Annotated in this window: 11 protein-coding genes, 3 tRNA genes and 4 pseudogenes; 10 read left to right on the forward strand and 8 right to left on the reverse strand. The window is 66.8% G+C overall.

Translation table 11 applies throughout. The annotated features are described in order from the left end of the window. Window positions 1-17 precede the first annotated feature (17 nt). Together ABSF49_RS11535 and ABSF49_RS11540 are read left to right on the forward strand one after the other, a co-directional pair. Window positions 18-93 (forward strand) — tRNA-Phe (locus ABSF49_RS11535). 357 nt (window positions 94-450) lie between these two features. Next, window positions 451-606: pseudogene (locus ABSF49_RS11540) on the forward strand (phage integrase central domain-containing protein); the annotation flags it as partial. A 230-nt stretch (window positions 607-836) separates the two neighbouring features. On the opposite strand, the gene ABSF49_RS11545 reads toward ABSF49_RS11540, so the two are convergent. Beyond that, window positions 837-912: transfer RNA gene (locus tag ABSF49_RS11545), tRNA-Trp, on the reverse strand. Between the two features lie 219 nt (window positions 913-1,131). Here ABSF49_RS11545 and ABSF49_RS11550 point away from each other — a divergent pair. From ABSF49_RS11550 to ABSF49_RS11570, 5 genes and pseudogenes are all read left to right on the forward strand, one after another. After that, window positions 1,132-4,341 (forward strand): annotated as a pseudogene (locus ABSF49_RS11550) (transglutaminase family protein); the annotation flags it as partial. A 267-nt stretch (window positions 4,342-4,608) separates the two neighbouring features. Next, window positions 4,609-6,828: pseudogene (locus ABSF49_RS11555) on the forward strand (circularly permuted type 2 ATP-grasp protein); the annotation flags it as partial. Further along, entirely contained in the window at window positions 6,825-7,700 is an 876-nt protein-coding gene (locus ABSF49_RS11560) for a transglutaminase family protein (RefSeq protein WP_424112803.1), read from the forward strand. The pseudogene ABSF49_RS11555 and the gene ABSF49_RS11560, both read left to right, overlap by 4 nt. Before the next feature lie 16 nt (window positions 7,701-7,716). Further along, the gene (locus ABSF49_RS11565) at window positions 7,717-8,685 is read left to right on the forward strand and encodes a serine/threonine dehydratase (protein ID WP_424112804.1); all 969 of its coding nucleotides are present in this window, start codon (window positions 7,717-7,719) and stop codon (window positions 8,683-8,685) included. Between the two features lie 128 nt (window positions 8,686-8,813). After that, window positions 8,814-8,888: transfer RNA gene (locus tag ABSF49_RS11570), tRNA-Gln, on the forward strand. A 313-nt stretch (window positions 8,889-9,201) separates the two neighbouring features. Here the strand turns inward: ABSF49_RS11570 and ABSF49_RS11575 are convergent. From ABSF49_RS11575 to ABSF49_RS11605, 7 genes are all read right to left on the reverse strand, one after another. Further along, window positions 9,202-9,948: a Crp/Fnr family transcriptional regulator gene (locus tag ABSF49_RS11575; RefSeq protein WP_424112805.1), complete on the reverse strand. Its 747-nt coding sequence runs from the start codon at window positions 9,946-9,948 to the stop codon at window positions 9,202-9,204. A 311-nt stretch (window positions 9,949-10,259) separates the two neighbouring features. Next, on the reverse strand, window positions 10,260-10,541 hold the full coding sequence (locus ABSF49_RS11580; protein WP_424112806.1) for a high potential iron sulfur protein: 282 nt from the start codon (window positions 10,539-10,541) through the stop codon (window positions 10,260-10,262). An 89-nt stretch (window positions 10,542-10,630) separates the two neighbouring features. Next, window positions 10,631-11,479, reverse strand: coding sequence for an Aq_1264-related membrane protein (locus tag ABSF49_RS11585; protein ID WP_424112807.1), 849 nt, complete (start codon window positions 11,477-11,479; stop codon window positions 10,631-10,633). Window positions 11,480-11,592: 113 nt separating this feature from the next. Beyond that, entirely contained in the window at window positions 11,593-12,804 is a 1,212-nt protein-coding gene (locus ABSF49_RS11590; protein WP_424112808.1) for a c-type cytochrome, read from the reverse strand. Between the two features lie 125 nt (window positions 12,805-12,929). Continuing rightward, the gene (locus ABSF49_RS11595) at window positions 12,930-13,157 is read right to left on the reverse strand and encodes a hypothetical protein (protein WP_424112809.1); all 228 of its coding nucleotides are present in this window, start codon (window positions 13,155-13,157) and stop codon (window positions 12,930-12,932) included. Between the two features lie 100 nt (window positions 13,158-13,257). After that, a complete protein-coding gene (locus ABSF49_RS11600; protein ID WP_424112810.1) occupies window positions 13,258-15,906 on the reverse strand; it encodes an MtrB/PioB family outer membrane beta-barrel protein in 2,649 nt (882 codons plus the stop codon). A 99-nt stretch (window positions 15,907-16,005) separates the two neighbouring features. After that, a complete protein-coding gene (locus ABSF49_RS11605) occupies window positions 16,006-17,817 on the reverse strand; it encodes a DmsE family decaheme c-type cytochrome (RefSeq protein ID WP_424112811.1) in 1,812 nt (603 codons plus the stop codon). Between the two features lie 741 nt (window positions 17,818-18,558). Between ABSF49_RS11605 and ccmI the strand changes: the two genes are divergently transcribed. The 3 genes and pseudogenes from ccmI to ABSF49_RS11620 all read left to right on the forward strand — a co-directional run. Further along, a complete protein-coding gene (gene ccmI, locus ABSF49_RS11610; protein WP_424112812.1) occupies window positions 18,559-19,674 on the forward strand; it encodes a c-type cytochrome biogenesis protein CcmI in 1,116 nt (371 codons plus the stop codon). Between the two features lie 526 nt (window positions 19,675-20,200). After that, window positions 20,201-20,623 carry a c-type cytochrome domain-containing protein gene (locus tag ABSF49_RS11615; protein ID WP_424112813.1) on the forward strand — a complete coding sequence of 141 codons (423 nt, stop codon included), beginning with the start codon at window positions 20,201-20,203 and terminating at the stop codon, window positions 20,621-20,623. A 316-nt stretch (window positions 20,624-20,939) separates the two neighbouring features. Then, window positions 20,940-21,133: pseudogene (locus ABSF49_RS11620) on the forward strand (hypothetical protein); the annotation flags it as partial.

The following is a 21,133-nucleotide window of genomic DNA, read 5'->3' on the forward strand; positions in this document are numbered from 1 at the left end:
CCGAGGCGCTTCGCGGCGCCCAGGTAGCTCAGTTGGTAGAGCATGCGACTGAAAATCGCAGTGTCGGTGGTTCAATTCCGCCCCTGGGCACCATCACACCTTCTCGTTGTGTGATGTAAGACTTCAACACTCAAATAAAATCATATGCTTGAAACGAAGCGCGGCATCGTCGCATCGCGTCGCGTCAGGTTGCGTCGCGCGATTTTGCCGGCGCCGTCTCGGGCGCGGCGGCGGCGCCCGCAAGCCGGCGCCCGCATGACGCGCGCATTGCTCGACATCAACGCTGCCCGCTTCAAGAACGAGCCGTGCGGCTCTCGGACGGCGCGGCCTCAGCGCGCATAAGAAGCCCGGCCAGCTCGCCGCCGCCACGCCGGCGCGCAAACCGCTCGGCGCGGTCGCGCAAGATATTCTGTCGACAACCTCCGCGAGCGCGGCGCGGCCGAGGCGGCGATCGCCCAGAACAATTGGCCGTCGCAAGACCTCGGCTCGCCGATCGCCAATCGGCCGATCGCCGAGCCCACGCCGGCCGAGCTGGCGCTCGTGCTCAAACTGGTCGAGACCCGCGGCCGCCGCGAGACCGCCCGTCGGCTGCGCGGCGTCATGGGGGCGATCTTTCGGCGCGACGCTTGGCGCGTTCAAATTCGAACCATCAGTCTGGCGCATCTTGGCGGCGCGCGCCAGAACGCGGCTTCACGTCAGAGTCGAAGCGCGTTTAGCAACTACATGATTCAAGGTCTATTTTCGGCGAATGACAACGTCAGAGCCGCGCCCGTCGGCGCCGGCGATGCGAAGGCGACGCTTTCAGCCCGGGCGATCGGACGATCAGCGGGAGACGCTGGCAGGAGAGGAGGGACTCGAACCCCCAACCCCCGGTTTTGGAGACCGGTGCTCTACCAATTGAGCTACACTCCTACGGCGGCTCCTTTTGCCGCAAGCGTCGCGGCGATGCAAGCGTTCCGCCGCCAACGCCGCCGGCTTTCGCGCCACGCTTCGGGCGCAGGCGCCGCCAAATTGGGCGCTGCGCGGCGCCGGATCCCCGTCGGGTTGACAGGCCCGTCGCAGACGTCGCCAATTGGCCGGCGGCCCGCGCCTTGCTAGGACAAGCGCTTCCGTCTGGGCAAGGGGCCTCGTTTGGCGATTCTCGTCGGCCTGCATCACATCACCAGCTACCTCTACGACCGGCCGGTCGCGCTGGGGCCGCAGTCGATCCGGCTGCGTCCGGCGCCCCACTGCCGCACGCGGGTGCCGAGCTATTCGCTCAAGGTCACGCCGGCCAATCACTTCGTCAATTGGCAGCAGGACCCGCACGGCAACTGGCTCGCGCGCTACGTGTTTCCCGAGCTGGTCGAGCAATTCAAGATCGAGGTCGATCTCACCGCCGAACTCGCGGTCATCAATCCCTTCGACTTCTTCGTCGAGCCCTACGCCGAGGAATTTCCCTTCGCCTATTCGGAGGAGCTGGCGACCGAACTCGCCGCCTATCTCGCGCCCGAGCCCGAAACCCCTTTGTTGAAGCAGCACCTTGAGCAGCTCGGCGCGCGGCGCGGAAGGACCATCCCGTTTCTGGTCGCCCTCAACGCCGAACTGCAGCACATGATCCATTACGTCATCCGCATGGAGGCCGGCGTCCAGGAGCCGGACGAGACGCTCGCCTTGCGCTCGGGCTCGTGCCGCGATTCGGCGTGGCTGCTGGTGCAGATCCTGCGCCGGCTCGGCCTCGCGGCGCGCTTCGTCTCCGGCTATCTCATCCAGCTCAGGGCCGACGTCGATCCGATCGAGGGCCCGCGCGGCACGGACAAGGATTTCACCGATCTGCACGCCTGGGCCGAGGTCTATATCCCCGGCGCCGGCTGGATCGGCATGGACGCGACTTCGGGCCTGTTCTGCGGCGAAGGCCACCTCCCCCTCTGCGCGACGCCCCATTACCGTTCGGCGGCGCCGATTACCGGCCTGGTCGAGCCGGCGCAGGTCACGTTCGGCTTCGACATGAAGGTGACCCGACTGCGCGAGGCGCCGCGCGTCACCCTGCCCTTCACCGACGAAGCCTGGAGCAAGCTCGACGCGCTCGGCGAGAAAGTCGATCGCGATCTCGTCGCCCAGGACGTGCGCCTGACCATGGGCGGCGAGCCGACCTTCGTTTCGATCGACGAGTACGACGCTCCGGAATGGAACACGGCGGCCGTCGGCGGCAATAAGCAGGCGCGCGCCGAGACGCTGATCCGGCGCTTGCAGGCGCGGTTCGCGCCCGGCGGCTTCCTGCATTACGGCCAGGGCAAATGGTACCCCGGCGAGAGCCTGCCGCGCTGGGCCTTCGCGCTCTATTGGCGCAAGGACGGCAAGCCGCTCTGGCATGACCCGCTGCTGATCGCCGGGGCCGGCGCGACCGCGGCGGCGACCGACTCCGACGCCGAAGCGCTCGCCGGGGAAGTCGCCGTCCGCCTCGGCATCGAGTCCGACTACGTCATCCCGGCCTACGAGGATGCGCCCTATTGGCTGCTGCGCGAGAGCGCGCTGCCGATCAACGTCGATCCCTCCGACCCGAAGATCGACGATCCGGAAGAACGCGCGCGCATGGTGCGCACCTTCGACCACGGCCTGGCGCGACCGACCGGCTTCGTCCTGCCGGTGCAGCGCTGGAACGCCGAGGCCAAGCCCGCCTGGCGCAGCGAGCGCTGGCCGCTGAGGCGCGGCAAGCTCTTTCTCGTGCCCGGCGACTCGCCGGTCGGGCTGCGCTTGCCGATGAAGACGCTGCCCCACGTCAAACCGTCCGACGCCCCGTTCGTCCACGAGCAGGACCCGATGGACCCGCGCGGCGAATTGCCCGAGCCGATGCAGTTCCGCCAGGTCGCGCCGGCGCTGACCGGCGTGGAACAGCAAACCCAGAACGAACAGTTCGCCGCCGAGGGCGCGGTGCGCACCGCGCTCACCATCGAGCCGCGCGACGGCGTGCTGTGCGTCTTCATGCCGCCGACGCCGAAACTCGACGACTATCTCGAATTGCTCGGCACGGTCGAAGCGACCGCGCGCGAGAGAAACGTCCCGATCCGCATCGAGGGCTACACGCCGCCGTTCGACCCGCGCGTCGACTGCATCAAGGTGACGCCCGATCCCGGCGTCATCGAAGTCAACATCCATCCCGCCGCGTCGTGGCGCCAGGCGGTGGCGACGACGACCGTGCTCTACGAAGACGCGCGCCAGTCGCGGCTCGGCACCGACAAGTTCATGGCCGACGGCCGCCACACCGGCACCGGCGGCGGCAACCACGTCGTGCTCGGCGGCGCCTTGCCGGCCGATTCGCCGTTCTTACGCCGGCCCGATCTGCTGGCGAGCCTGATCCTCTATTGGCAGCGCCACCCGTCGCTTTCGTATCTGTTCTCCGGGCTGTTCATCGGTCCGACCAGCCAGGCGCCGCGCCTCGACGAAGCGCGCAACGATCAGCTCTACGAACTGGAGATCGCGCTGTCGCGCACGCCGGCGGCCGGCGAAGCGGCGCCGCTGTGGCTGGTCGACCGGCTGTTTCGCAATCTCCTCGTCGACGTCACCGGCAACACCCATCGCGCCGAAATCTGCATCGACAAGCTCTATTCGCCCGACAGCGCGACCGGGCGGCTTGGCCTGGTGGAATTCCGCTCGTTCGAAATGCCGCCCGACGCGCGCATGAGCCTCGCCCAGCAACTGCTCCTGCGCGCGCTGATCGCCTGGTTCTGGCGCGAGCCGCAGCAGGGCGCGCCGGTGCGCTGGGGCACCAGCCTGCACGACCGCTTCATGCTGCCGCATTTCGTCTGGGACGACTTTCTCGGCGTCCTCGACGATCTCAAAGGCGCCGGCTACGCCTTCGATCCGCAATGGTACGAGGCGCAGCGCGAATTCCGCTTTCCCGCCTACGGCCGCGTCGCCCACGGCGGCGTCGAACTGGAAATTCGCCAGGCGCTCGAGCCCTGGCACGTGCTCGGCGAGGAGACGACCGCCGGCGGCACGGCGCGCTATGTCGATTCGTCGGTCGAGCGGCTGCAGGCCAAGGCCAACGGCCTCGTCGTCGGCCGCCATATCCTGACCTGCAACGGCCGCCGTCTGCCGCTGCAGCCGACCGGCCGGGCGGGGGAAGCGGTGGCGGGCGTGCGCTTCAAGGCATGGAAGCCCGCCTCCAGCCTTCACCCGACGATCGACGTCCACGCGCCGCTGACCTTCGACATCCTCGATTCCTGGAGCGGTCGCTCGCTCGGCGGCTGCGTCTATCACGTCGCCCACCCCGGCGGGCGCAACTACGAGACCGCGCCGGTCAACGCTTACGAAGCGGAGGCGCGGCGGCTGGCGCGTTTCGCCCGCGCCGCCGCTTCGCCTGAACGCGATGCGCTCGAGCGCGTCGCGGCGTGGACGCGCGACTATGCGCCGCTGCCGGGCATTCCCGACGAGTTCGTCGGCGCCGACGGCCAGCGGCGGCCGCATTGGGAGCGGCTGCTGGGCGCGCTCGCCGATCTCGAGCCGGACGAGATCGACCAGCGCTTCGCCGCCGCCGATCGCCGCATTCGCAATCGCGGCATGTCCTATCGCGTGCAGGGCGAAGCGGCGGAGCGCAGCTGGCCGTTGAGCCGGATGCCGCTGCTGATCTCCGAGTCGGAGTGGCGCGAGATCGAGCGCGGCGTAATCCAGCGCGCCGAGCTGCTCGATCGCGTGCTCGCCGACATTTACGGCGATGGGCGGCTGGTCGCCGAGGGGCTGCTGCCCGCCGCCGCCGTGACCGGCTCGCGCGATTTCGTCGCCGCGATGCGCGGCGTCACGCCGCCCGGCAAGCGCTGGCTCAGGCTCTACGCCGCCGACATCGGTCGCGGGCCCGACGGGCGCTGGTGGGCGCTCGGCGACCGCGCCCAGGCGCCATCCGGCTCGGGCTACGCGCTGGAGAACCGCCTCGTCGTCTCGCAGGCCTTCTCCAACCTCTACGGCCGGATGAACGTCGAGCGGCTGGCGCCGTTCTTCCGCGAGCTGCGCAACGGCCTGCGCGCCGCCGGCGAGCGCAGCGAGCCGCGCATCGGCATCCTCACCCCTGGTTCGCTCAGCGCGACCTATTTCGAGCAGGCCTATCTCGCCCGCTACCTCGGCTTCCTGCTGGTCGAGGGCGACGACCTGGTAGTCAGCGACGGCCGCGTGTTCGTGCGCACGATCGCCGGGCTCAAGCGCTGCGACGTGCTGTGGCGGCACGTCGACGCCGAATGGTGCGACCCGCTCGAGCTCAACGCCGCCTCGCGCATCGGCGTCCCCGGCTTGATCGAAGCGATCCGCTCCGGCGGCGTGGCGGTGGAGAACATGCCCGGCTCGGGCCTGCTCGAGTCGCGCGCGCTGCTCGCCTTCCTGCCCGCCCTCGCCCGCCGGCTGATCGGCGAAGACCTGATTATGCCGAATATCGCCACCTGGTGGGGCGGACAGCCCAATGAGCGCGAACGGGTGCTCGCCGGACTTGAGTCGTTTTCGATCGCCGGCGCTTTTTCCGATTCCCTCCCCGGCCTCGCCACCGGCCGACCGGTCGCCGCTGGCGAACTTCCCGAGACCGATCGCGCCGCGCTGCGCGCGGCGATCGCCGCCCGTGGCGTCGATTTCGTCGGCCAGGACGTCGTGCGCCTGTCGACGACGCCGCGCTGGGAGGACGGCCGGCTGGTGCCGCGACCGTTCGTGCTGCGCGTCTACGCGGCGGCGACGCCCGACGGCTGGAAGGTGATGCCGGGCGGCTTCTGCCGCATTTCCGATCAGGCCGACGGGCGCGCGGTGTCGATGGGCGAAGGGGTCGAATCGGCCGACGTCTGGGTGCTCGCCGAGCGGCAAGTCGAGGCGGTGAGCCTGCTGCCGCCGCCCGAGACGGCGCGCATCGTGCGCATGCTCGGCAACCTGCCGAGCCGCGCCGCCGACAATCTGTTCTGGTTCGGGCGCTATCTCGAACGCGAGGAGGCGACGCTGAGGCTGGTGCGCTGCCTGTGCGCGCGCTCCGTCGACCCCGACGCCCCCAGTCACGGCTCAATGCAATCGATCGAGCGGCTGAAGGGCCTGCTGGTCGCGTGGGGCGCGACGGAAGCCGAAATCGCGGCCGAAAGCCCGATCGTCGCCAGCGAAGCGGCGCTGCGCGACGACCAGAGCTATGGCTCGGCGCTGTCGATCGCGCGCTCGGCGCGGCAGGCCGCGTCGGTCATCCGCGAGCGCCTGACGCCGCAGATCTGGCACCTGATCGGCCGGCTGGAGACGATCATCGGCGACGCGCCCGAACGTCTCGACGAGCCGGGGATCCTCGATTGCGTCGATGAGGCGCTGACGGTCGTGGCCGCCCTCGCCGGCCTGTTCGACGAGAACTTCAACCGCAGCGCCGGCTGGGTGTTCTACGAGCTCGGCCGCCGCATCGAGCGCGCGATCAACACCTGCCGCCTGTCGCGCCAGTTCGCCGGCCAGGACGCCACCGAATATGCGCTCGACGTGCTGCTCGACCTGATCGACTCGCAGATCACCTATCGTTCGCGCACGCTGATCGGCGTCGCCCTCGCGCCGGTGCGCGACATGGCGCTACTCGATCCGTTCAACCCGCGTTCGGTCGCCTTCCAGGTCAACCTGGTCGACGAGCATCTCGCCGCCCTGCCCGCCCTCAAGCAGGACGGCGTGCCCGAGGAGCCGCGCCGGTTGTCGACGCTGCTGCGCGCGGAACTCGCCGCCGAATACGCCGACCGGGTCGACGATTCGCGCATTCTCGCGGTCGAGCAGCGGGTGATGACGCTCGCCGACGCGATCGCCGCCCGCTATTTCCTGCAAGGCGCCGCGGCGAGCCGCGCCGACGGCGGCGTGGGTCTCGCTTGATCTACGACGTCTCTCATCTCACCCGCTATCAGTACGACGCGCCGGTCGCCGTCAACGTCTGCGTGCTGCGCCTGCTGCCGCGTTCGCAAGACGGGCAGCGCGTGCTCGAAGCCGGCGTCGAAGTGACGCCGCGCCCGCTGACGCTGATCGAGCGCACCGACGCCTTCGCCAATCGCGTGCTCAAGCTGCGCATCGAGACGCCGCACCGCGAGCTGACGCTGCATTCGCGCGCGCGCGTCGTGGTCGAGCGGCCGGCGCCGCCGCTCGCCGCGCTGACGCCGACCTGGGAGAACGTCGCCGCGCTCGCCGCGTCGGCCGCCTCGCTCGAGGCCGACTCGCCGGCGGCGGCGATCTATCCGAGCCGGCTCGCGCCGCTGTTCGCCGCCGCGACCGACTACGCGCGGGCGAGCTTTCCGCCGCGCCGGCCGATCTACGAGGGCGCGGCGGAGCTCGCGCATCGCATCAAGGCCGATTTCGTCTACGAATCGGGCGCGACCGAGGTGACGACTTCGCCGGTCGAATCCTTCGCCCGCAAGCGCGGCGTCTGCCAGGACTTCGCCCATGTGATGATCGCCGGCTTGCGCGGCCTCGGCCTGCCGGCGCTCTATGTCAGCGGCTACATCCGCACCATCCCGCCGCCCGGCAAGCCGCGGCTCGCCGGCGCCGACGCCTCGCACGCCTGGGCGTCGGTGTGGTGCGGCCCCGGCTTCGGTTGGCTCGGCCTCGACCCGACCAACGCGATCCCCGCCGGCGACGACCACATCTTCGTCGCCCGCGGCCGCGACTATTCCGACGTGCCGCCGGTGGAAGGATTGATCGTGTCGTCGGGCGCGCACGCGCTCGAAGTCGAAGTCGACGTCATCCCGGTTTGAGGGTAAAGGGGCCGCCGTGCCGTCCGAACCGAACGTCGTCGAAGCCGACATCCGCGCCGCTTACGCCGTGATCGCGCCCCATGTGCGCCGCACGCCGCTGATCGAGGCCGGCTCGCCGATCGAAGGCCGGCCGCCGATCTCGCTCAAGCTCGAGTTCCTGCAGCACGCCGGCTCGTTCAAGCCGCGCGGCGCGTTCCACAACCTGCTGACCCGCGCCGCGCCGCCGGTCGGCTGCGCCACCGCTTCGGGCGGCAACCACGGCGCCGCGGTCGCCTACGCCGCCGGCAAGCTCGGCGTGAAGGCGCGCGTGTTCGTGCCGGAAATCGCCGCGCCGCCGAAGATCGCCAAGATCAAGGCCTACGGCGCCGAGGTCGTCGTCAAGGGGGCCGCCTACGCCGACGCGCAGGCGCTGTGCGACGCCTATGTCGCTGAGAGCGGCGCGCTGGCGATCCACCCTTACGCGAGCGCGGCGACGGTCGCCGGCCAGGGCACGGTCGGGCTCGAATGGGAAGACGATCTCGCCCGCCTCGGCCTGCCGCCGATCGACACGGCGCTGGTGGCGGTCGGCGGCGGCGGCCTCGTCGCCGGCATCGCCGCCTGGTTCGACAGAAGGGTGAAGGTGGTCGGCGTCGAGCCGGAGGGTTCGCGCGCGCTCGACGCGGCGCTCGCCGCGGGAAAGCCGGTCGACGTGCCGGTCAAGTCGATCGCCGCCGATTCGCTCGGCGCGAAGAGCGTCGGCGCCCTCAATCTGGCGATTGCCCGGCGCGTCGTCGACCATGTGGCGCTGGTCGCCGACGCGGCGATTCTCACCGCCCAGCGGACGCTGTGGCGCGAGCTGCAGATCGCCGTCGAACCGGGCGGCGCGGCGGCCTTCGCTGCGCTGGCGAGCGGCGCCTATCGGCCGCAAGCCGGCGAACGGGTCGGCGTGCTGGTCTGCGGGGCCAATGTCGACCTCGACGCCCTGGCGGGGCTGGTCGCCGGCTGAGACGCGGCGGATTGGCGATTCGCGCCGCGCCAAAGCGCCAAAGCCTTGCCAGGCAAGTGTTGCGGCGAAGGGGTGCTCGCACTATGGTCCCGCCGCCTCGCGAACGCCGGCCCGGCCTTCGCGCCTGGTGGGGCGTAGCCAAGCGGTAAGGCAGCGGATTTTGATTCCGCCATCCCCAGGTTCGAATCCTGGCGCCCCAGCCAAAAATATAAAATATAAATCAACGTGTTACGAGGCGGCCTTGACCGCTAAGCTGCGGTTTTGAAATTGCCTCGTGTCGCAGGAATTTCCATTTATTTTCAAGGGTCGCAAAACGGCGCCAGAATCTCGACGCGACATGGACGCAACATGAGAGAGCGCGATTTTTCACGAATCTTGTCTTCACGAACTGTGAGAATTCGCGTCTGATTCATCCGCTTCCGCCTCCACGCTTGCGGCCGGAGCGCCTCGCCAACGGCTCTCTTGATGCGGCGAATAGCAGGTATAATCGCCGGGACTCTCCATTGTGACTTTTGCTCAAGCGATCGTCTCTCCGTCACCGGCTCCGATGCCGCGCAGGGCCGAGCCGTCGAGAACCGTGATGCTTGTTCGGCGAGCGCGTTCGATAATGCCGCGTTGCTTCAACGCGAGGAAACCGCGCGATACGGTCTCTACCGCCAAGCCGAGATGATCGGCGATTTCCTGTCGCGACAGCAGCAGCCTAACGACCTGCGGTCCCTTCCGATCGCCCATAAGGTCGGCGAGGAAAGTCGCCAAACGTTCGATCGCCGTCTTTCGACCGAGCAGAGAAACGAGGCGGCGCAACCGATCGATCTCGGTCAGCACGGCGGTGTTGAAGTCCAGGTCTTCGTCCTTCCAGTTCTGCGCGCTATTTCGATCAAAAGCGATGAGCTCTGCAGCGGTTAGCGCGATAGCCGTGCACTCGTGCGCCCGACGCGCCGTAAAGCCGACCATGCGTCCTGGACCCACGATATCGATGATTTGCCGGCGGCCGCCCGTCAGCGAACGCGACACGACCACCGCACCCTTCAGGACTTCGAAGACTTCGTCAGCTGGATCGCCCTCAGAAAAGAGAACGTTGCCAATACGCGCCCCTTGCGGCCGCGGAGCCGCGAGAGCGAAATGTCTTCCGGTGCGTAGGCGTCGCCGACTTCGGTATGGGGAGTCATGCGAAGTCGATTTCGCGGCAGACCCCAGGAAGGTTGAAACCATGGCGGTGTCCGGTTTGAGGACGCTTCTGCCGACGGCGTCGGGAACTCCCATGGGGGGAGCGCCGCCGAGGTCCGAGCCTCTTGAACCCATGAGATCTCTGCGATTTTGTCGGGTCGGCACGGTCACACTCCGCCGAAGCGCGTCGAGGCTGATGGACTTCGCGCCATGACGCGCCTAGCGGCATTCAGCGCCACCTGGCCGATCCCGCTCGCGGCATACGCCGAGAGTCGGGCAACCCCGTCGCAAAGTCGGGCAGCGCTGCGGCGACGTGGCGCATAAGCGCCTGACGCCGCCGCCGCGCGTCGTTCGGCCGAGCGCCAACCGCGATTAAGGCGTTGTCTGCGGCGATCCGCTCGTCACGCTCACGACTTCGCCGAGTAGATCTTGCACCAGCCCTGCGCGGCGACCGTGCCTTCGACCGTCTTGCATTTGTCCGGCGGAATGAAGGGCTCGCAGTTGTCGCAGCGTTCGTCGCCGTGCGGATGATCCTGGTAGGCGACGTCGGCTTGCGAACGCTTCGGCTTCGCCGCGAAGGCGCTTCCGCCAGTCGCCGTGACGACGGCGGCGCCCGCTGCGGCGCAGGCGACGCCCCGCAGCACATTGCGGCGCGAAATGTCCGCGGAATAGAGTCGCACTTTAGCCATCTCGTATTTCTCCTCCTCTTGACCGATCTGCGTATCCGCCAGATCGATGACTTCGCAATCGTCGAACGCCGACGCAACCTCGCTTTGCGTCAGCTCAACAACCGCAATCCATCGCGGCCCTTCCGACCGCTTACGTCGGCGTCGGCCAGCGGAACGTCGCCGCCCATTCGCTGCAAGATCGCTTCTGGCGGCTTGGAAAACCACATCTGATACATGGATATAAGCCACATGAAAGCGAAGCAGGCCGCCATCAGCATGCCGGCGCCGATCTCGACCCAAGCGAATGGATGATAGATCTTGATCAGATACCAGGAGCTGACGTCGACGGCGATCGCGGCGAACGGCGTGGCGATCACCGAGCTCTTGAACCAGACCGGCCGCACATAGGCGTGGGTGAAGGCGTAGCCGACGATGAAGAAGATGAACGTCACCCCGAAGAGATGGATGTGCGAGACGCGCACCAGCGTCGCGATCGACGCGCCGGTATCGAGGGCCGTCACCTTCTTCAGATTGTCGAAGTCCGAGAGGTTCGGCAGATGCGGGTTCGAACCGCTGTGGCACGCCATGCAGCGCTTGTCGACGATCGGCTTGATCCCATCGTAGTCCGGCTTCGTCGCGCCGTCGTGCACCCAGGTCAGCAGCTTGGACTTCTCGTCGGGCGGCAGCATGGTCGACATCGGCCCGCTGAGCGCGCCTTCCAGCACCGATCCTTGGCCGCTGCCCGAATAGGCGACGACGATGTCTTGGTAGGAAAGCATCAGGGGGTTGCCGCCCGCACGTCCGGCGTAAGTGAAGTAGATGTTGAGCAGCGCGAACAAGTACCCCATGCCGAGGAGCAGCAGCATCGCCGTAAACAGGACGCGCATGCTGTAGGGCAGCTCGGAAAAATGATGAAAGAGTCTGTGCGGGGGCGGCGCGTCGGTTACGTCTTGATCCATCGACTAGACCTCAATAGGGGTTCGGCTGAGCGGCCGCCGGTCGCCGCGCCCGGCCCCTCCGGAGGCGCGCTCGGCGTTTACGCGCCGGACTGACGTCCAGTCGGCTCGCTCGCTCACTTGCTTGGCACCGGCACAAAGACCGCCGCGCGCGCCTTCGCGTAGGCGTAGTGGATTGCGAGCCCTTCAACGTCGTCGTCGGTGAGAACGCTCGACATCGCCGCCATCGCCGTGCTCTTGCGCGCGCCGCTCTGATATTCGTGGAGGACCTTCTGCAGGTAATCCAAGCGCTGCGCGGCCAACGCCGGCACTTCCAGTCGTGTGCTGTTGCCGTTGGCGCCATGACAGCGATCGCATTTGTCGGCCCATTGATCGGGCGTCAGCGGCCTGGCGACGCCGGTCGGCTTGGGCGTCAGGCTGGAATAGTAGGCGGCGAGATTCTCGATGTCCGCCTCGTCGAGCTTCTTCGCTTTCGGGCCCATCGTGTCGTCGTCGCGAGATCCGTCCTTGTAGGCGTGCAGCGCCTTGACCAGGTAGGTCCAATCCTGACCGGCGAGACTCGGCGAGGGGCTGACGCCGACGCCGTCCTCGCCGTGGCACTTGACGCAACGCGACAGGCTGTCCTTGCTGACCGCCGCGTCGCCTTGGGCAGGCGTCTGCGCACGCGTCAGGCCGTCTTTCTGCAGCGCGTAAAACAGCGCGACGTTGGCGAAGTCCTTGTGTTTGAACGCGTCGAGCGCCGTCTTCATCTTCTCGTTGCTCTCGTCAGACGGGCGATCGCCGCTGACATAGGACTGCATCGTCTCGACAAGATACTTGGCGTCCTGTCCGATCAAATTGGGAACGCCTGCCTTATGGCTGACGCCGTTGTCGCCGTGACACTGGGCGCAAGTCGCCGCCGCCGCCTTGCCGGCGGCGACAGGATCGTCGAGTTCAGGCGGGGTTGTTTGCGGCGGCTGCGCCGGATCGAGACTGGCGTAGTAGGCGGCGACCTTGACGATCGCGTCGTCGCTGAGAAACTTCACTTTCTCGGTCATGTCGACGTTGGCGCGCGCGCCCGCTTGGTAGGCTTTCAGCTCCAGATACAGGTAAGCGGGCCGCTGCCCGGCCAGATTGGGCGTCAGCCTGTCGGTGGCGATTCCATCGCCGCCGTGGCACTTGGCGCACGACGACGTGGCGAGGTCCTTGCCTTCTGCGATGTCCGACGCCTGCGCATAGAGCGGACGCAGCGCATCGTCCCCTTGCTTCAGCAATTGCGCGCTCGCCGCGAACGCGGCGAAATAGGCGCTTGCCACCGCCGTCGCCGCCAACCAACGCCGTCTCGTCATCGCCATCCGTTCAATCCGACACTTGCGCGCCAAGCCGCGGCGCACGAAAGACGCCTCGCCCGTCTTCGCGACGGCGTCCTCGGCACGTCAAACGCCCGTCCCAACCCTTCCGGAACCGCATATCGTCAGCTTTTCTGCTTGCTTTTGGCTGACGCCGGGGCCGGTTTGGGCGGAAGCTGCGGGGTCGGGCAGGCGCGGAAATAGGATTCGTAGCTCCAGTCGCAGCTTACCAGTCCCGGCCGCGACAGGCCATTGGAGAAATCGGGGCGACCGAACTCGACCCCCGCCTGGGCGGCGCCGACCGCCGCCATCGACAGCGCCGCGGCGGCGCCGGACAACCAGGCAAGCTTCATCGTCCATCTCCGTTTTCGCTTCGGCGGCTGCGGCGCCGCTCGGCAATCGCGCGCTGCTCAGCCACGACGGCCGCCAATCGTTTTCGCTCGCACGATCGCATCACCACTTGACGATAAGGCTCGCGGCGACCGCCTGCGCGTTGTAGTTCGGGTTGTCGCCGGCCATGAAGATCATGTCCTTGAAGGCGACGGTGCTGGAGTTGAGCGTCGAATAGAGGTACGTCGCCGTACTGTCTTCCTGCCAGTTCGTCACCGCGTTGCGTTCCCAGGTGTACTGGAGTTGCAGGTACATCTCGCCCTTGCCGAACTGCGCAAGGTAGGACGGATCGACCTTGTAGGTCGCGGTCGCGTCGAGGTGGACAAACTGGGTGTTTTCGGACGGATAAGCGGGGTTGCCGGGGCTGACGAGACCGCAATTCGTGCCGTTGCCGCCATTGACCGCCAAGCAGCCGGGCTCAGGCCCCGTACTCCAGGCGTCATTGGCGAGCTCATAGGTTGCACTCAGCTTCAGCGCCAGCCGATCGGGGATGATCTTGAAGTTGGCGCCCGCCGTCAGCGTGTTGACCGCCTCGCCCATCGAACCGGCGTAGTACTGGTAGGGGATGGCCTGCGAGCCGATCATCGTCTGCGCGATCCTCTCGTACGTGTACGAGAAATCGAGCGAGACGTTGGAATTGACCGTCCAGTCGGCCTCGACGCCGACGTTCCAATCGTGGTCGGTGCGCAGGCCGAGCTGCATGCCGCCGGCGGCGAGGATGCTGGGGTCGGTGGGATAGTCGTCCCAGCGCAGGCCCGCGGTCGGCGTGATGGTCAGGCCGGAGATCGGCGTCGTGATGTCGGCGTAGAGATTGGCGACGTCGCGATTGCGGTTAGCGATGTCGAGGTCGCGCAGGAACGGCGCCTCGGTCGCCGACGCCACGTCGAGATTACCGACGAAATCCTGCCAATTGTAGTTGTTGTAGCGCCGCCATGAATAAATGTCGTCGACCCGCAGCGCGAACCAATCGGTCGGTGTGAAGCGACCAAAGATCTTTTCCGAGTACTCGTTGGTGACGTCGGCGGCGAATTCCGAGTAGCGGTACTGCTCCCAGCCGCTGTTCTCGCCGACCGTCGCCCAGCTCGTCGCTCTCCAGGTGAGCTCGTCCGCGGCGTTCTGCTTGATGTACGATTGCAACAGGGAGGTGTGCGGCGCATAGGCGCCGCTCCCGACGCTGTTCGAGCCCGACGAGGCGATCGCCGTGTCGTTGACCACCCAGTTTGCCAGGGTGAACGCCGGCGTATCGTTCTGGTAGTCGTAGATGCGATAGCTCAGCTTGTTCTTCAGATCGGAGGTGAGCTGGGTCGACAGAACGTTGTTGAACAGCGTCGTGTCGACCTTGCCGTCGAGGCTGTTGCGCGGCATCAGCGCGAGCGGCACCAGCTTTTGGTCTTTGTTGTCGTAGTAGCACGGCGTCAGCACACTGCAGCCAGGGCTGCCCGAGGTGACGCCAGGGTTGATCGTCATCGGGATGAACGCCTCGTTCTGCGTCATCTCGGTGAACTGCAACGTCGCCATATAGCGGTTGCTCTTGAAACCCGGCAGATCGACGCCGACCTGGCCGGTGACCGTCTGCGCGGCGTTATCCGGCGCGGTCCCCATCTCTCCGACGCCGTAGCAATTCGGGCCGTAGGTCGTCTTGGTGATCGGACATAATAATCCGGCGCCGTTGAGGTTGCCCGGCCCGCCGAACGGGTTCTCGGCGGTGAACGAATTGAACGCGTCGGTGTAGAGCGAAACGCCGTATTTCACCATGGCGTTCCAATTGCCGCCCCACGCCGTCTTGTTGAAATACTCGGCGGAGATCGTTGCATCCTGCGTCCAGTCGTCGATCGGCATCGGCACCTGCGCCATCGGCGTGCTGGTGCTCGAGCTGAACAGGAAACCCTGCTCCTGCACGCCGGTGCGGTGCTCGTTCGAGTAATTGACCTCGATGTTCCAGTGCTCGTTGGCCGTCCAGCGATAGTCGATCTCCTTGCGATCGCGCACGATGCCGAGATTGATCTTGTGTTCGTTGTCGTTGATCGTCGTCTGAATCGATTTCTGCGCGCCGTTGCAGGCCCCCGTGCCCTCCTGAGAGGTCAGAAAGCAGCCATATGGTTGACTGGCGTAGGTGTACGGCCCGTTCGGACCGGTCGCTGCATTGGTCGGCAACCCGTTCGTCACAAAGAGCGCAGGATTGTTGAAGCCGGCGCCCGTCGAGACCGAGCCAAACGGGAAAAGCCCGCCGTAAAGCGCCTGCGCGACGGAATTGGGCACTGTCAAGTCGGTGGAGCCGACGCCGCCGTAGATCGTCTCGGCGGTGTTGGAGCGCAGTTGCGGCGTCTTATACCAGCCGAGAGTCAGGTATTGCGAGCCCGGTTGCTCGATATCGGCCTCGAGCTTTTGATTGTCTTCGCCGATGTTGGCGCCGTGCAGATCGACGCGGAAGCTTCCGTCGTTCTTGACCAGGGCGAAGTTCAGCGACTTCAGGAACAGCGGATCGGTGTTGTCGCCGTATTCGTTGAACTTAGCGGCGCTGTTGGAGGCCGTGTCGCCGGGCTTCTTGATGAACACCTGACCGCCCGCCGCGGCCTCCCCTTCGGTGTACCAGCCGCTATCGCCGCCGGGCTGCGCCAGAGTTGGCAATTCGTCCGCCGAAGCGAGACGGTTCGCGCCGACCGCGGCGCTCAACACGGCGCCGAACAGAAGCAATTTGCGTTGAGTGCTCATGATCCCCTGCACCCGCCGCCAGCGCGTCCGCCCCCCTGGACGCGCGCTGACGACTCCCCTTGTCTAGTTTCTCATTCGAGCTCTGTTCGGTTGGCCGAATTATCTCTGGAACAGGCTGCCCGCCGGCGAATTGGAGCCGTGCACCTTGGTGTGACAGTTCTGGCAAGACCGGTTCAGCGCCTGGACGACCATCGGGTTGCCCGGATTGCCGTGGCCGGGGCCGCCCTCGTGGCAGAGCTGGCAGAGCCGCGGACGCTGCACCTTGAGCAGGTACTCGTTCACCGTGCCGTGCGGTTCGTGGCAGTTCAGGCAGCTCTCGCGGACCGGCTCATGCTCCCACAGGAACGGTCCGCGTTTGTCGGCGTGGCACTTGTAGCAAGTCTCGTTGATCGAGGCGCCGCGCAGCAGGCTGTCCGTCGCGCTGCCGTGCGGGTTGTGGCAGGACGAGCAGGTCATGTCGCCCTCGCGCAGCGGGTGATGCACCGGACGGTCGAACTGAGCCATGCGGTCCTTATGGCACTGGAAGCAGACCTCGACTTCGGTGCTCTTGACCATCTGGTTCTTGACCGAGACCTTCTCCATCAGCTGATGACAGCTGGTGCAGGCAAGGCCCTGCGTCTCGTGGGCGCTGCCTTTCCAATAGGTGCGGTCGGCGCGTTCGTGACAGCTCAGGCAAATCGCGTTGCGCTCTTCGACCGGGCGCGGCGAGTCTTTGCCGAAGGCGATGATGTCGCCGGGCGCGCCGCCGTCGGTTTCCTTGGTCTTGGCGTGCTTCGAACCGGGACCATGGCACGCCTCGCAGCCCAGTTTCTCCTGGTCGCCGCGCGGGTGCTTGAGGAAGATTTCGCCATGCAGCGTCTGGCCGAACGTAGCGACCTGGTCGCGGTGGCACTTCACGCAAGCCTCGGAACCAATGTAGGTCGCCGGGGCATCGTCGGACGCCTCGACCTTCTTGGCCGGCGGCGGCTTGACGGTCGCTGCGGCGACGATTGTCGGCTTCGCTTCTTCGGTCGGCGTCGCAACGTAGTCTCGCAGCGCCGCGAAATCGTCGACCGTCCTGGCCGCGCTGCGCAGCCGCGCGTGAACGGCGTCGTCGGGCGCCGCGCCGGCGCCGTCCGCGTCACGGGCGAAATTGCGGAGGACGGCGTCAGCGTCGCCGGTCGCTGCAGCTGAGCCGCGCACCCCGGCGTGGATGGCGTCGTCAGGCGCCGCGCCGGATGCGTTGTCGGCGCTGACGAAATCGCTCAGCACTTTGTAATCGTCGCCCTTCGCCATGCCGGCGTGCACGGCGTCGTTCGGCGCCGGCCCGTCGACAGCCGGCGACGCGTCGGCGACGCGGACGAAGTCGCTCAGCACCGTGTAATCGTCGCCATTCGCCTTGCCCGCGAGGCCAACGTGCACAGCGTCGTTCGGCGCCGGCCCGTCGACGGCCGGGGCGGCGTCGGCGACGCGGACGAAATCGCTCAGCACCGTGTAATCGTCGCCTTTCGCTTTGCCGGCGACGGCAGCGCGCAGGACGTCATTCGGCGCCGGTCCGTCGCCAGCCGGCGCCGCGTCGGCGACGCGGATAAAGCTCTTGAGCGTCGCGTCGGAGTCGTCGCTCCCGACGGTCGGCGACGCGACGCCGGACTGGACGAAATTCATGAAGGCCGAATAGTCGGAGCCCGCGGCCGCCGCCGGCGCTGACGCCGCCGCCGCCGCCGCCGTGGGCTCAGCGAGCGTCGGCTGCGCAACCACCAGGGCGCCGCCGACGATCAGGCGCGCAACAACTGCGACAACCTTCGTCGTCTTCGCCGCCGCTGCGCGGATCGCGCCCGACGATCTCGCTTCAGCCGCGGCGACGATCAGCGCATCCCGCGCAATTCCAGATTTCCAGCCCATCCCCTGGCCCAACCTGTTTTCGTCGCCCACGACAATCGACTTCGCGCCCGACGCAGCCCGATCTCATCAATCTCGACGTTGGCGCCGTGCGCTTACGAAGCCCGGCGCTTCTTGTTTCTCAACTCGCGGACCTTGACGCTCCGTTGCGACTTAACTTGCAATGACGCACTTGCACGCATGCACCAACGGCTCGCGAGTCAGGGCGGCCAACTCTACCTCCGCACGCGACCGCCGCGTTCATTGCCGGCCCCCCGCGCGGCGCGGTTTTACAGCGTCGTCGATCGTCAAGACCGACGCCGAGACGCACAATATATTGATTTTGCTGGCCACTTCGCGTCTACTCCCCCAGCCGACGGCGTAACGCACTGGCGCGATCCATTCGCAATCTTTCGAGATTCGATCAGAGCGCGCGATCGGTCGTCTTAAGCCTTAGCTTGCAAAGTTAGCAGCCCATTTGACTCGGATCAAAGAATTTGGCGTTCGCGCCTCCCAGCCCATGCAAATGGAATTTGCGTTGCTGCAAAGGCTTGCCCAATCGTCAGTTGCACTGTTGCAAGCGTTTGCCCTCGCGCAAGTTCGGCGGCATGCATTTTTGCGGCGCTCGTCTGACGACCCTTGTGGTGTGAAGAGCGCGGCGGATGGCGCCGTCGACGAAACGTTGGTTGGTCGGCCCGCGTCGGCGCAGCGGATTGGCGGGCGACGCGCTCTCGAAGATGTGGCTAGCCACTGGCGAAGCCGAACGGAGTTTGGAAGGCTGGACCGATGTTGTGGTTGATCTTGGCCGCTATGATCTGCTTCGCCGCTCTGGTCGCGTTGTGGCCGCTGCTAAGGCCAAAACCGCGACGTCGCGAGCCAAGCGACGCGGCGTTCTTCCGGACGCAGCCTTCGGAGATCGAGCGCGACGTCGAACGCGGGCAATTGCCGGCGACCGAGGCCGGCGCCGCGCGCGCCGAGGTCGCGCGCCGACTGATGGCCCTCGGCGGCCGCGACGAACCGAGGAGAGTCGACCCGCGGTTGCGCCGCGGCGCGGCGATCGCGATCGCCGTCTTGATCCCAGTCGTTGTCGTCGCCGCCTACGCCGTTCTCGGACGCCCCGACCTGCCCGACGCGCCGCTCGCAACGCGGCAAATCGACGAGGCCGCCCCCGACGCGGTCGAGGTCGCGGTCACCCGTGTCGAGGCGGAAATCACAGCTTCGCCGGATAACGCCAAGGCCTGGTCGGCGCTGGCGCCGGTTTATCTTAGGCTCGGCCGCTACGACGATGCGGTCAACGCCTACCGTCAGGCGCTGCGCCTAAGGGGCGAGGATGGAATGATGCGCGCCGACCTCGGCGAGGCCGAAATGGCGGCGGCGGGCGGGATTGTCACGGCCGAAGCGCGCGCGGACTTCGACCGAGCGCTTGCCGATTCTCCGGGGTTGCCGATGGCGCGGTTCTATCTCGCCCTCGCGGCCGAGCAAGGCGGCGACACCGCCAAGGCGATCGAGGCGTACCAATCGCTGCTCGGCGAGTTGGGCGACCATCCGCAGTGGCTGGAAGTCGACAAGGCTCGGCTGGCCGCATTGAAAGGCGAAACACCGCCGTCGCCGACCGCCGCTGCGGCGGTCGCACAGGCAACCCCTGTGGAGGACGCGCCGACCGCAGGCGGGCCCGACAAGGGCCAGCAGGATATGATCCGCGCGATGGTGGCTCGCCTCGCCGACCGTCTCGCCGATAAGGGCGGCGACGCCGACGAATGGATGCGCCTGATCCGCTCATACGTCGTCTTACAAGAGCCGGAGAAAGCCGTCGCCGCACTCGCCTCGGCGCGCAAAGCCTTGATGGCCGACGCGAGCGCCGCCGCCAAGCTGGACGACCTGGCGCGAGAACTCGGCCTGCCGCAGCAGTAAGCAGGCGTCGAGGCGGCGCGTCGCGTCGGCCCGGTCCGGCGTGGTTGAAGCCGAGGAGACGCTGCGACGGCGAGATCGAATGGTCGAAAGCGGCGTCACGGAGACGTCCGCGCCGTTGGCGGCAAAAACGAATCTGGCGTAGGCGCGCGCCGGCCGGCTGATCGCATCTGGCGGTTCGCATACGTGCGAAAAGTCGGGCGCCAAAGAAGATTGAAGACGGGGCTCGGCGCGACGGTTCGTCGCCACGCGGAAACGGCGTTGGCTTGCCCGGACGGGATCGAGCGGACCAGGCTCTTCTGTTTCCAAGCGACCGAACGCGCGGGACGTTGGACGCGGGCACGACGGACGCCGATGCCGACAGACAAAGCGGCGCGGCGAGTTCTGACAAACCGGCCCGGGTCTCGGCCTTGCCAGCGATACGAAGCTGCGGCACATTGGAGTTGGATCGACCGCCATTTCGATACGCTGATCTGCAGTTTTCGGGCCGCTTAGAACAAGTGCTGAATGTTGTCCGTAGGGGGCGCCTTTGAAACTTGCAGTCACATTGGCGCTGGCGATGGCGACAGCGCTATTGGCTATGTTTATCGCCGGCGAGGGAAGCAACTCGCCCCTGTGTCAGGCTCAAGCTGCGCAGCCCCTGGCGCCGCGAGTGAGCTTCTCCGAAGATGTCCTCCCGCTGCTGAAATTTAAATGCTCGAGCTGCCATCAGGCGGGCGGAGAAGGATACGAAAAGAGCGGAATGGATTTGACGTCGTATCAGGGCGTTATGAAGGGCACCAAGTTTGGTCCGATGGTTGTTCCTGGCGACCCTGAGGCGAGCAACCTGATGAGATTGCTAGATTGGCGAGTCTCTGCAGAACTCCGCATGCCGCATGGAAAAAAACAATTGTCGATCTGCGATCGAGACACCGTCCGCACCTGGATTTTTGACGGCGCAAAAGACAACTGAAGCTTGCCGCGGCGCCTAAGATCGCGACTGGTGGATTTCGTGGCTCATTTCGCGCGGGGTCATGCGTCGTCTAAGTCTGGATCGCCGCGCTGACGGGAGCAACCGCGATATTTCTTGGAAACACCATGTATGGATGAGCATGCATGGCCGTTGTTAACCCGCACCGCCTTCGCGGCCCTCACTCGACCCCCGGCGTCGCGACGATCGCAATATGCAACTCTACTGCGCGACACGCGATCGCCAAGCGCGGCGCATTGCCGAGCGAATTGCCGGTCGCCTCGCCGAGAGAGGCGTCCCAGTTTCGTCACAGGATTTGGTGGCGACCTTGCCGGCGCCGCAGAAGCTGGCGGAGGCTCGACTGGTGACTATCGTGGCGGCCGGCGAAGCCCTGGTCGGCGGCGCGCCGCCGCAGGAGGGCGGCCAGCAGGATGCGATGATCCGCGGCATGGTCGAGCGGCTGGCGACGCGGCTGGCGACCAGCGGCGGCGACGCCGACGAATGGCGGCGCCT

The organism is Roseiarcus sp., from assembly GCF_049514155.1.
Classification (GTDB): Bacteria; Pseudomonadota; Alphaproteobacteria; order Rhizobiales; family Beijerinckiaceae; genus Roseiarcus.